The organism is Beijerinckia sp. L45, from assembly GCF_009765775.1.
GTDB lineage: Bacteria > Pseudomonadota > Alphaproteobacteria > Rhizobiales > Beijerinckiaceae > RH-AL1.
In genome coordinates this window covers 23,717-35,087 of the sequence record NZ_LMUU01000123.1, presented here as the reverse complement: position 1 = coordinate 35,087, position 11,371 = coordinate 23,717, and the positions used below count along the sequence as shown (strand labels likewise).

The window sequence follows — 11,371 nt, the reverse complement described above, 5'->3', positions numbered from 1 at the left end:
GCCGCCTCGGCCGCGAGATGAACCTGTTCCACTTCCAGGAGGAGGGGCCTGGCACGGTGTTCTGGCATCCCAAGGGCTGGACGCTGTTCCAGTCTCTCATCGGCTACATGCGCCGCCGTCAGGAGCGGTCGGGTTACGTCGAGGTGAACACGCCGCAGGTGCTCGACAAGGCGCTGTGGGAGACGTCCGGCCATTGGGGCTGGTACCAGGAGAACATGTTCGCGGCGAAATCCGCGCATGCCTTCATGCACCCCGAGGACCCCGAGGCCGATCAGCGGGTGTTCGCGCTGAAGCCGATGAACTGCCCCGGCCACGTCCAGATCTTCAAGAATGGTCTAAAATCCTACCGCGACCTGCCGATGAAGATCGCCGAGTTCGGCATCGTCCATCGCTACGAGCCCTCGGGCGCGATCCACGGCATCATGCGCGTGCGCGCCTTCACCCAGGACGACGCGCATATCTTCTGCACCGTCGACCAGATCATGGCCGAGGCGCTGAAAATCAACGCCGACATTCTCTCGATCTACAAGGACTTTGGGTTCGAGGACGTCGTCGTCAAGCTGTCGACGCGGCCGGACAAGCGCGTCGGCTCTGACGACGTCTGGGACAAAGCGGAAGAGGCGCTGGGCAAGGTTTTGGAGCAGATCGCCGAAACGGGCATGAAGACCGGCATCAACGTCGGCGAGGGCGCGTTCTACGGCCCCAAACTCGAGTACACGCTGCGCGACGCGATCGGCCGCGAATGGCAGTGCGGCACCACGCAGGTCGACTTCAACCTGCCCGGCCGCTTCGGCGCCTTCTACATCGACGAACACTCCGACAAGGTGACGCCGGTGATGATTCACCGCGCGATGTTCGGCTCCTTGGAGCGCTTCACCGGCATCCTGATCGAGCATTTCGCCGGCCATCTGCCGCTGTGGCTGTCGCCGCTGCAGGCCGTGGTCGCGACGATCACGTCCGAGGGCGACGACTACGCTTACGAGGTGATGGCGGCGCTGCGGGCGGCGGGGCTGAAGGTCGAGGGCGATCTGCGCAACGAGAAGATCAACTACAAGGTGCGCGAGCACTCGCTGGCGAAAGTGCCGGTGATGGTGGTGGTCGGCAAGAAGGAGGCGGCGGAGCGCACGGTGTCGATCCGGCGGCTGGGGAGCCAGGCGCAGACGACGATGGGGCTTGAGGAGGCGATCGCGAGCCTGAAGGCGGAGGCGACGGCGCCGGATTTGGGGGGGTAGGGTCGGGGGGGCGTGAGATCCTCTCTCGCGAAGTGGGGAAGGGGGACCATGCGAAGCATGGTGGATAGCGACTCTCAAAGGCCAATGAATCAGGTCTACGCAGAGCGGCCGTGGATGATGCAAAAAAATATCTTTTTATTGCGTCTTTATTCCACTGACGGCTTCCTTGCTGTCGAAATATTCATCAGTTATTTCAAACAATGCGCATTTACGAGTTTCTTTCGAGTATGTAAACGCGACGCAAACTTTATCGCTCATGCACGTGCTATCGCATCTTTCTAGACTTTGAGTGACAGCTGTGTTGTAAGGATTGCTTTTGGAAAACGCTTTTTCGCTATAATGTCTCATGATATATCCTTCTTTTGACTGTGATATTGGGGGTAGATCGTCGCGAATCCCGCTCGCAGCTCTGGGTTCGAGGCGCAAATGATCAAACTTATCTTTGATGAAGCACTTTCTATTCCACTTGTTGTATGTGTATCCAAGGCATTGAGCGTTACGGCCGCAGCTAGTCTCGCATTTTGTAGCATCTTCTTCATCGCTCTGATCGAGATCATGCCCGTCCAGATCGCGATTGTCATGAGATCGAAATTTCGTCGGTGCCGCGAGGCCAACCAATTTCTTTTCAGCGGTCGCTTTGAACTCGCATACCTGGCAATTGCTGACGTAATCAGTCAGTCGCTTGGCATCATTTTTTGAATTAGTGAAGCTATCCCTTTCTGCATTAATTTTTACAAGTCTCGATTTTATCTCGGCGATAAAGTCTACAGGGCAAGATGCGCCGCAATATTTAAGAGCGTTACTTAACTTGTTGCGATCATATGAAATATCATCCAATTGCGTGACTGTCAGGTCAGTCATTCGTTTTTGGGCGTCATTGTCAAATTCGCATTCTCGGCATGTGCTAAGATATTTATGTATTCGGCGGATGTCGTCCCCCGCAGCATTGAATTCGTTTACTTCTGCGTTTAACGTATCGAGACGCGCTTGGATTTGCTGGTCAACGCCTTCAGAGCAGCGCGAGTTACATGCCGTTTGGATGGAAGTAAGCCTCATTCGAGTTTTATTATTGTCGTCAAATTTACCGGCCAACAAACCAGCAACCCGGTTGTTCGAAGGATCCTTGAACTCGCAAGCTAGACATTCACCGATATAGCGAGCAAGTTTTTCGGCGTCGTTCCCCGCAATGCGGTAAGCTCCATTTTCTTTTTCTATAGTCCTCAATTTGGCGGCGACGCCTTCGATGACGTCGTTAGGACAGCGCTGATCGCACTCCGCCGCGATTCCATGAAGTTCGCGTGAATCGAAGGACGCCGCGACGATTTGTCGATTTGCTATCTCGCTGATACCGGCTTCCGCGCGGTCCTTGAATTCGCAAATTTGGCATTCTCGCACATAATTGCTCAAGTTAACGATGGAGTCTCCCGCAGCGGCATATTTTGACGCTTCGATAGCTGCGCTTTGGCTATGCTTCAAATAGATTGCAATAACGAAAGCAATGGTAAAAGCAATAGTTGCTAGGCCGAGTAACGCCTTTAAGAGTGTGAGCGGAGTTCGTTTTAAAGGCGGGCCGTCGGGCGTATCCACCGTTATTTCATCAATGAGGTATGTTTCTAAAATTTGAACACATCTATTGATTACGGCTCGCGAGTCGTCCTCGGCCTTGCAACGTCTTAGGCTCATGAGGATTTGGTTGTGAAAGTCTGTCGATTTCGTCTTTTCGAGTAATTCCGCCATTATTTCGAGCGCTGCTAAACGGTCTTTGGCCATGCTTCCGCGTAGTTCGCCGTCGGCAAGTTGAAAATCTTCGAGCATATCTTTCGACGGATCCTGTGGCCTCGGCTTAAGTCTGTTATGGAAAAGCGGCGTTTCGGTCACGTGCCCTTCGGGTTGCACAGGATCGTGAATGACGGGAAGCACGGCGTAAGCGCCAAAACGTTCAAGAAGTGACCGCCGAATATCCACCGTGACGTCGCGAAAAGATAGGTTTTGGCCGGCATTTGGAACACCGCGTTGCAGTGTTTCAAGCAACGCAGACGTAAACATCGTCATAGACTGATCGTCTGGAACCCTTGCCAAGCCGCCGTCCGTCGCCGCGATCAGAGCTGTGCCCCTGCGCGGCAGGATGCGGTAGGTCTGTTCCTCAATGAGGGGGCCAAGCCCGATAGATTGAAACTGATGAGCTGCTTTTCCTGCAAAACAACAATCTAGTAGGATAAATGTCCTTCTAGTGCTGAGAGGTACCCTTAATAAATTCCAGAAATCCCTCCATTGCAAAACGGTGTGGGGTTCATTGTCCGGGTCGCTGCTTCGGAGAAGTACATACAACCCCTGGTCATCAAAAAGATTGCCGTGACCGCAATAATATATGAATAATATCAGTCCTATCCGGATTCTCACGAAGAAACCTGGTGATAGCGTAAAGAATCTCGCGCGGCTCGTAATTTGAATCAAACAAATCGAGAACAAGTGGAGCGCTGGAATTAAGAATATCACCTTTTTCAAAAATATTAATAAGATTGGCTGCCGACACCTTGAAGCGCTCATTGTCTATGTCTTTATAATGTAAAAAGGAGCTAGCTCCTAAAACAATGATGGCTGTTCGTATCTCCAATTCTGTTTCGGCCTTAGTCTGCATGAGGAGGACTCCCGTCGAGCTCACTTCGAAGCGACGTGAGTATTTTCTCAAGACGATCGTGGTCTATATCCTCAGTGCTGAGTTCAAACCGTCTGCCGTTAGCACTGCTAATAACGAGCTTAGACCGATGAGGTCTGCATACCTCCCAAATCAACATCGCGCAGTGAGGTATGGCGAGGTATGGCGTTGCTGCCTCAGCACTTGTCGACAAATAGTGCAGCGCCAACTGTACCGTAGAACCGAGGTCCATCACCTCTTTGTCGGTTCGCTTCAAGGACACCTTGGTACGAGGTACCCCTGCGAGTAGGAATGCCATCTCAAGGCGTCTCGCAAGCATGGCGGCTTCGGCGGGTGTCGCGTTTTGAAACGATAATTCGAGCATCAAAGAGCTCCTAGAAACTCTGTCAAACGATGTATGCTCTTAAAACCAAAACGAGCAATTCGAGACTTGATATCATATTGCGGGCTTTCTGGAAGTCAGAAAGTCGCATATGTCTGTCCACTCGCTAGCGCGACTTTGCGCAGTAGCGGCCGTGCCTTCAGGGCCGGGTCTGCGCCCGGCGGCGCATGGCTCGTGGTTTCGGCAACACAATAACATCTGACAGCCGTCATTCCGGACGGCGGAGCCTATCCGGAACCGGTGTGCGCGGGGCCTTGCCGGCGGCGGGAGAACACCGGTTCCGGATCGTCGCTGCGCGCCGTCCGGAATGACGCGGCTGCCGACCGGCGCGCCCGGTCGGATCGCGGCCAGGCGCGGGCGCAAAAAAAAAGGGGAGACGCATGGCGTCTCCCCTTAACATCCCGGCTTCCTGCCGACCGGCCCAAAGGACCGGTCGGGCGAGGCCGGTCGAATCACATGGCGTGGTGATGGTGGTGCCAGTGATGATGATGGTGGTGATGGTAGACCACCGGCTCGACCACCGGCGGCGGCGGCGGGGGGGGCGGCAGGATGGCGTTGCCGACTGCGGTGATCGGCTGGACGACGACGCCGTCGATAACCTGCCCGACCGGGGTCAGAATGGTGGTTAGGGCGCCCGTGATGGGATCGACCACCGTGACGGGGGCCAGCGCCGGCGGCGGGGCAGCGGCCGGCATGTCGGCTGCGAAGGCGACGCCGGACAGCGTCACCGAAAGGGCGAGCGCCCCCAAAACCAAAGTCGACTTCATGATCGTCAAAGCTCCTCATAAGGCCACGACGGCGTGGTCGTGCGATCTTTTCCAATCGCCGCCGGATGTACAGTGCAGCCGAACGATTTCGCGGACGTGTCTGAAAAAGGTGACAGATGGAAGGACGTGGGGCAGGGGGCTGCTTGCCCGCGAGCGGGGGGAGGATCTGAGCCGAGATAGCGCGGCAGGGCCGCCCTTAAAAGGAACGGCCAACCCGAACCCAACCCGATTTTGTGTCAAGGATCTGCGACCGGCGGAGCCGGCGCGGGCTGTGCCCGCGTCCTTGAGACAAAAATCAGGCTGGGTTGCCCTGCCAGCCGTGCTTTTTAAGGACGGGTCTTGCGTCTTCCATCCGCAGACATCTTGATGGCGGAGCTGAGATGCGGCGCAAAACCGTGACCTTTCCGCAACGCCGTCGCGGCATGTGCCGCCTTGCGACCCGCTGCCACCATCTCGCCTTGTGCGGCGCGCAGATCTTGACGGAAATGTCACCCGACTAAGCGGCGCAAGCTGGACCTTATCGGTCCCCTGCGCGTTGTCGTCCCAGAATTCCCCGGAGCCTTTGCAGCCCATGTCCTCCACCATCCGCGCCGTCCTCGCCGCCACCGCGATCGGTTTGGCCCTCGCCCCATCGCTCGCCCAAGCCAAGGTGCTCATCAGCGTCGACCTCGACGCGCAGACGGTCCACGTCCAGGGCAAGAGCCAGAGCTACGACTGGAAGGTGTCATCCGGTCAGCGCGGCTATGACACGCCGACCGGCACTGCGGGCGTGTTGTGGATGGACAAGGACCATCATTCCGACGAGTACGATCAGGCGCCGATGCCCAACGCCATCTTCTTCGCACCGGGCTATGCGATCCACGGCGCCTCGAAGTCGCATTGGGGCCAGCGCGCCTCGCACGGCTGCGTCCGCCTGCCGGTCGCCAAGTCCGCCATCCTCTGGGAGATGGTGAAGGCCGAGGGCGGCGCGGAATTTACCATTACCGGCGACTCGCCGGAGACGATGGCGTCGGTCCGCGCCAAGGCGCGGGAGAAGGCGGCGGCGGTCGCCTCCAATACCGCGGCGGCCCCGGCGGCCGACGACCGTGATGGCGCGTCCGCGCCGGACGCCCAGGCGGCGAGCGACTCGCCCTATGCCGCGCCGCGCCACGGCGGGCTGTTCGGCTCGTTCTACTAGCGTCTGCCGGTGCGTGCCGGCTGGGAAGCGGGCACTTCCTCCGACCCCAAGATGTCCTGGTCTTTGCGGGCTGCCGTCGCGGCCTAGGCGAAGCGGATTGCCTCCCGCGTAACGCTATCCGCCTTCAACCGGTGCGCGCACCGTTTTGGCATCGGATCGTATTCTTCGTCTCTGAGTTGTGTCATGGGAGACGTACGGAGACGGAGATGAAACGTGCAGTCAGATCCGGTGTCATCGTCGCCGCGCTCGCCCTGGCGGCTGGCGCGGGTCTGCCGCCCGTGGCGGATGCGCAGGGTGCCGGGCATGCTGGCGGCGGTGGCGTCGGCCGCCATGGTTTTGCGGGCCGAGGCTTTGCCGGGCCCCACGGACGCTTCGGCGGCGGCCATATCGGCGGCTCCGGCGATTACGACGACTACGATTACAACTACGGCGATACCGGTTCCGGCTACGGGCCGGACTGCGGCCCGATCCGCTACGTTAACGGCCTCTGCGGCTATCCCGACCGCCTGCATCACGCGGGTCATCACCGGAAGCCCGTTCGCCCACGGCACCCCGTCGGGCATCACCCCCACGGTCGCCACGGACGGTAACCGCGCATGGGCTCCTGCGGCCGCTTGAAAGCCTTGAGGCGGCGGGGGCCAAAGCCTGCGTCTTTAAAGCATTTTACACAAAAGTTGCAGACTTTTGTGGTCGGGAAAATGCTCTAACTTTTTGAGAAGAGAGCGATTTCTAATCGCTTTGGTGATTCCACCAAAGCGGAAAGCGCTCTAGCAGACAATCGGGATGCGTGCCCTGCGAGCCGCGCCTTTTAGGGTGGCTGCGCGCCAGGACGCGGACGATACTGCTATTATACTGATGTCGGGCTGTTTTCCCGGGCCAGAACTGCCAAGCTCTCACCATTTTAAATATTGATAGGCAATTGCATTATGGCGAAATTCTTTATTACGGTTCGCTCGCCCTCCGGCACCACGTTTGGCGACGCGCTCGGCGCCACTCGCTACCTGTCGGTCCCCGACGGCGAAGCGCCGGCACCCAAGCACGAAATCACGCTTCGCCCCTGGCTCGCGGCCGTCATGGCAACGCTTCACAAGCAAGGCGACACGATAACGGGCAACATCCTCTTCTTCGTGCACGGCTTCAACGTCGGCATCAGCGATGTCGACGACGAGCACCAGAAGGTCGCAAAAGGTCTTGCCGCAAACCTGCAATGCACCGTCATCAGCTTCGATTGGCCATCCTGGGCCGAGACCTTCGCCTATCTCGAAGAGCTCGACGTCGCGAAGCGCACCGCGATCCTGCTCGTCAATGCTGGGGTCAAACCGCTGCTGTTGTCGGAGACGAAGGAGTGTCGCGTCGGCATTCACGCGCTCTGCCATTCGATGGGCGCCTACGTCCTGCGCGAAGCCTTGGACCATGCGGACGACGGCATCAAAACCGGATCCGACTGGATGCTCAACCAATTGGTGATGATTGCCGGCGACGTCGAGGCGTCCGATTTCGTGGCCGGCAACAAGGATACCGAAAGCATGCTCGGCCACAGCTACCGGCTGACGAACTATTTCAACAAATGCGATGCGGTGCTGCAGATCTCCAATGTCAAGCGCGCGGGCGTCGAGCCCCGCGCCGGTCGGGTGGGCCTGCCACCCAACGCCCCCGCAAAGACGGTAAACATCGATTGCACCGACCATTTTAAGACGCTGAAAGCACCGGCCGACGCCGCGGCCTCAATTTCGTTCTCCCATAGCTGGTGGTTCGACGACAAAGTGTTTTATGCCGATCTGGCTGCGACGCTGGCCGGCACCGTCGATCGGACGGCGGTTCCGGGCCGCATCGTCGCGACGGACGGCGGTTTGAGCCTCGAGGCGTGAGGCCCGCGCACTAGGGAGAGTCGCGGGAGCTATCCTGCGGGCTATGGTGAAGCGCCGCCCGGCGCCTAACGAGATATCCCAAGCCGGTACGCGTCGGTGCCGACGGGATCGCGAGAAGCAGGCATCGCGCGATCGCCGCGCACCGGTTCTTGCACCGCCGGAGTGACGACGAGACCCTCATGTTGAGGCTTAGCGGGTGTCTCGACCAACCCGGCGAACCCCGCTCGTAAGCGCAGCAAGCCGCGCGGCCCCGCGGCAGAGCCATCATAACAAAGAACGGACGACCCGAACCCGTCACGATTGCAGGCAACGGCGCTTCTTCACGTCGGCGTTGGTACGGGCGGGCACCGCCGCGGAACCTTCGGTAGAGAAGGCGGCGGCTGCTCGGACAACGCCGCGCAGTGGCGCTTGATTGGAGGCGAGTTCAAGCGGCTGGAGCCTGCTATACGTCAGCGAAGCGATAGAAATCGCCATTGCTCTCTTGATTGACCCTTTTCCGCTCTGATTCGGCTGTCAAGGCCGCGCCAAAGGCGCGCCGCGAAGCGGGCTGCGCTCCTTGACAGCCGAATCAGAGCGGAAGTTTTGGAAATCGAGAAAGCAATGGCGTGCTGTGCCATGACGTTTGGTGACAAACGCTGCAGCTTACATGATCTCCGGACACCCAAACCGCTTTGCCCCCTCACCACATCGCCCGGCCCGGCCAATCGACTGGTGGCGTCACGTCCGCCCGGTCCTTCAGAACCCGCGTCTTCGGGCGCATTGCGGCCACGCGGGCGCGGCGGTCGATGGCGGCGGCGGTGAGGGGCAGGGTCCAGTCGGGCGAGCGGCCCATTTCGACGTGAACCTGGACGCCGAGGGTGGTCAGGGTGCGCAGCACCTTGGCGAGTTCGAGGGTCGGCTTGCCGTGCTCGAAATCCACTAACCATTCGCGGCCGACCTGCGCGGCCTGGGCGACCTCGGCCTGGCGCAGCTTGAGTTGCTTCCGCCGGCCGCGCGCGGCGAGTGCCAGATCGAAGGTGTGCGTGACAAGCATGGCGTTTTTTGCCTCCCATGCGCTTTGCGGATGCCGCCCCGGCCGTGGCGCGGGCGGCCGCCGACATTCCCACAGCCGCGGTGTCGGCGGTGGCCGACAATCTCAGTTGCGAGGTGGGCGGACGCCGACGCGCGCATGGCTGGTTTTGCCGTGTTTCCAGCGACCGCTTGACATACGACTGCCGGTAGAGCTACCGTACGCGGGCGTGCAGAAAAGGTCAAGGGGGCGTCGTTGTTGCGGGTCGTCACGGCGAGGGAAGCGGCCCAGGGGCCATAGTGCAGCCGCGCGTGTCCAGCAGGCGGCTCCGGGGTGGCTTCGCCTTCGGCTCGCAAAAACCGTTCGGAATGCGGCGGTGTTCCAGAGCGCACAAAAAACCGGGCCCACCAAAGGTGAGCCCGGTTGCAGTTAGCGCCGATCGGGAGGAGCAGCGATCAGGAGCGGAGTTTGCCGAGCGTCGCGTCGGGGACGCCCGGGAAGTTGTTGGAGACGAGGTATTTCGGGCTCTTCTGGATCCAGGTGGTGAGGTCGATTTCCTCAAGCTTGCCGGCGTCCCAGGTCTGGATGATGACGAGGTCGTCGGTTCCGATGTTCTTGATCGCGTGACCAAAGCCCTGCGGGATGTAGCAGACGTCGCCGGGGTTGAACTCCGCGACCTTGCCGCGACCGCCCGAGCCGAACAGCGCGACCTGGCCCTTGCCCTTGAGGTAGTACTGGTTCTCGTTGGCGTTCGGGTTCCAGTGCATCTTGCGCATCTGGCCCGGCTTGATGGTCATGATGCCGCCGGAGAAGTCCTTGGAGATCGGCCACTCGTCGACGGTCGCGACGCGGAAGCTGCCGCCGTCGAACTCGCGCACGGCGCGCGAATCGGTGAGGAGGCGGAACTTGTGGGTGATCTCCTTGGGCCACGGCGAGTCCATCGCGTCGCTGACCGGGATCACCGGGCCGGACTGGATGTAGGTCTCGCCCTTCGGGAAGGCGTCGAAGGCATCGGCCGGAAGGCCGAAGTCCATGCCCAGCATCTCCTTCGGGGTGACGTTGACCCAGTCGGTGATCGAGAACGTGCCGTGCTCGGAGAAGGCGCCGTTGTCGAACTGCAGCAGGAAGTGGCAGGGCTTGTCGCCGATGGTCTGGATCGAGTGGCCATGGCCCTTCGGGAAGAACCACAGGTCGCCCGGCTTGTAGTTGTTGATCTCGCTGGTGCCCTCCGGGGTCACCACCACGGTCTGGCACTGGCCGTCGATGACGAAGGCCCACTCGGCGGCGATGGCGTGCCAGTGCAGCTCGCGCGACGCGCCGGGATCCAGGAACATGTGGACGCTGGCGATGCCCTTGGCGATCGGGAAGTGGTGGACGGTGGCTTCCTTGGCCCAGCCACCCGAGGTCACCTTGGGGGCGGTGGCGTCCATGCTGTAGTGGAACTCCGGCATCGCGCCGACGTCCTCGGGATTATGGTAGGCGACTTTCGCGCCGGGGGGCAGCTGCTTGGAATCATAGGCGGCGCCGCCTTCGCCGGGCTTGCCCTTGTCGTTGCCTGCGGCGTAGCCGACCGGCTCGGCGGCCTGGGCTGCGGTGGAGATGGCCAGCGCGCCGATCGCGGCGGTGCCGAGGAAATTACGTCTGGTGTTGTCCATTGGTCGAAAACTCCCAAAAAAAGCGAGAACGAGCGCACATCGCCGTCCGCCATGGCCGCGTCCTGCATTGAGGCCGGCGCTGTTCGTGACGGCGGCACCATGATCGCGTGGTCATGACGACGGAAGACTGTCCTTGCCGAAGACTGTTATCGCTCTGGCCGATAAGCAGATCGTAGCGTTCCGCGCCGAGTGCGACCGCGCAACGACGGAGCCGCGGAGACAGAAACCTCTTCCCAAAGACAGTTGGGACCGTTCAAGTCGGAGGGCTGCAAAGCGGGATCGCGTCGCCCCGAAGGCGCGCAAGCGGCGACCGGTCGCATGCGGGCGCACCGGCCGCCGGCGGCGTTAGCCGATGCCGAGCGGGTTTGCGCTGTCGAGCGCGCTGCTGCTCTGGCTCTGCTCCATATAGGCGGACATCGCGGTGACGAGCTTCCTCGCCAGCAGCGCCGCGGTGGTCGGGTCGGTGCTGTCGGTGGCCGACGCGGTCGTGTCGGTGCTGCTGTCCGTCGTGCTGGTGCTCGCGGTGCTGCTCGACGGCGGCGGGCCCATCGGCCGGCCCATATGGCCGTGATGCGTGGCGCCGGTGCTGGTCGCAGTGGCGCCGCCCGTGGCATCCGCCGTCCCG

At 60.5% G+C, this 11,371-nt stretch carries 10 protein-coding genes and 1 pseudogene; 4 read left to right on the top strand and 7 right to left on the bottom strand.

Features of this window, described 5'->3' with window-relative positions; all coding sequences use genetic code 11:
- On the top strand, positions 1–1,232 hold a 1,232-nt coding region (gene thrS / locus GSQ79_RS29520), incomplete at its 5' end, for a threonine--tRNA ligase (protein WP_246725308.1).
- A 135-nt stretch (positions 1,233–1,367) separates the two neighbouring features.
- On the opposite strand, the gene GSQ79_RS13095 is transcribed toward thrS, so the two are convergent.
- The 3 genes from GSQ79_RS13095 to GSQ79_RS13085 form a co-directional block, all read right to left on the bottom strand.
- Positions 1,368–3,284 carry a PAN domain-containing protein gene (locus GSQ79_RS13095; protein WP_158809154.1) on the bottom strand — a complete coding sequence of 639 codons (1,917 nt, stop codon included), beginning with the start codon at positions 3,282–3,284 and terminating at the stop codon, positions 1,368–1,370.
- Positions 3,285–3,570: 286 nt separating this feature from the next.
- Positions 3,571–3,870, bottom strand: coding sequence for a hypothetical protein (locus tag GSQ79_RS13090; protein WP_158809153.1), 300 nt, complete (start codon positions 3,868–3,870; stop codon positions 3,571–3,573).
- An 852-nt stretch (positions 3,871–4,722) separates the two neighbouring features.
- Positions 4,723–5,037 carry a hypothetical protein gene (locus GSQ79_RS13085; protein WP_158809152.1) on the bottom strand — a complete coding sequence of 105 codons (315 nt, stop codon included), beginning with the start codon at positions 5,035–5,037 and terminating at the stop codon, positions 4,723–4,725.
- 571 nt (positions 5,038–5,608) lie between these two features.
- Between GSQ79_RS13085 and GSQ79_RS13080 the strand changes: the two genes are divergently transcribed.
- From GSQ79_RS13080 to GSQ79_RS13070, 3 genes are all read left to right on the top strand, one after another.
- Positions 5,609–6,214 (top strand): L,D-transpeptidase, encoded by a 606-nt coding sequence (locus tag GSQ79_RS13080; protein WP_158809151.1) that lies wholly within the window; start codon positions 5,609–5,611, stop codon positions 6,212–6,214.
- Between the two features lie 206 nt (positions 6,215–6,420).
- Positions 6,421–6,804, top strand: coding sequence for a hypothetical protein (locus tag GSQ79_RS13075; RefSeq protein WP_158809150.1), 384 nt, complete (start codon positions 6,421–6,423; stop codon positions 6,802–6,804).
- A gap of 336 nt (positions 6,805–7,140) precedes the next feature.
- Complete coding sequence (locus GSQ79_RS13070) at positions 7,141–8,082, top strand: alpha/beta hydrolase (RefSeq protein WP_158809149.1); 942 nt, start codon at positions 7,141–7,143, stop codon at positions 8,080–8,082.
- Between the two features lie 294 nt (positions 8,083–8,376).
- On the opposite strand, the gene GSQ79_RS13065 is transcribed toward GSQ79_RS13070, so the two are convergent.
- The 4 genes and pseudogenes from GSQ79_RS13065 to GSQ79_RS13050 form a co-directional block, all read right to left on the bottom strand.
- Positions 8,377–8,556 (bottom strand): hypothetical protein, encoded by a 180-nt coding sequence (locus GSQ79_RS13065; RefSeq protein ID WP_158809148.1) that lies wholly within the window; start codon positions 8,554–8,556, stop codon positions 8,377–8,379.
- A gap of 205 nt (positions 8,557–8,761) precedes the next feature.
- The gene (locus tag GSQ79_RS13060) at positions 8,762–9,115 is read right to left on the bottom strand and encodes a helix-turn-helix domain-containing protein (protein ID WP_158809147.1); all 354 of its coding nucleotides are present in this window, start codon (positions 9,113–9,115) and stop codon (positions 8,762–8,764) included.
- Positions 9,116–9,546: 431 nt separating this feature from the next.
- Complete coding sequence (locus GSQ79_RS13055; protein ID WP_158809146.1) at positions 9,547–10,746, bottom strand: cupin domain-containing protein; 1,200 nt, start codon at positions 10,744–10,746, stop codon at positions 9,547–9,549.
- Between the two features lie 345 nt (positions 10,747–11,091).
- Positions 11,092–11,371, bottom strand: a pseudogene (locus GSQ79_RS13050) (hypothetical protein); the annotation flags it as partial.

Bases quoted from the DNA above. Each gene is read 5' to 3' on its own strand.
- GSQ79_RS13095 (WP_158809154.1), bottom strand. From the start codon at position 3,284: ATGACGATGTTTACGTCTGCGTTGCTTGAAACACTGCAACGCGGTGTT.
- GSQ79_RS13090 (WP_158809153.1), bottom strand. From the start codon at position 3,870: ATGCAGACTAAGGCCGAAACAGAATTGGAGATACGAACAGCCATCATT.
- GSQ79_RS13085 (WP_158809152.1), bottom strand. From the start codon at position 5,037: ATGAAGTCGACTTTGGTTTTGGGGGCGCTCGCCCTTTCGGTGACGCTG.
- GSQ79_RS13080 (WP_158809151.1), top strand. From the start codon at position 5,609: ATGTCCTCCACCATCCGCGCCGTCCTCGCCGCCACCGCGATCGGTTTG.
- GSQ79_RS13075 (WP_158809150.1), top strand. From the start codon at position 6,421: ATGAAACGTGCAGTCAGATCCGGTGTCATCGTCGCCGCGCTCGCCCTG.
- GSQ79_RS13070 (WP_158809149.1), top strand. From the start codon at position 7,141: ATGGCGAAATTCTTTATTACGGTTCGCTCGCCCTCCGGCACCACGTTT.
- GSQ79_RS13065 (WP_158809148.1), bottom strand. From the start codon at position 8,556: ATGGCGATTTCTATCGCTTCGCTGACGTATAGCAGGCTCCAGCCGCTT.
- GSQ79_RS13060 (WP_158809147.1), bottom strand. From the start codon at position 9,115: ATGCTTGTCACGCACACCTTCGATCTGGCACTCGCCGCGCGCGGCCGG.
- GSQ79_RS13055 (WP_158809146.1), bottom strand. From the start codon at position 10,746: ATGGACAACACCAGACGTAATTTCCTCGGCACCGCCGCGATCGGCGCG.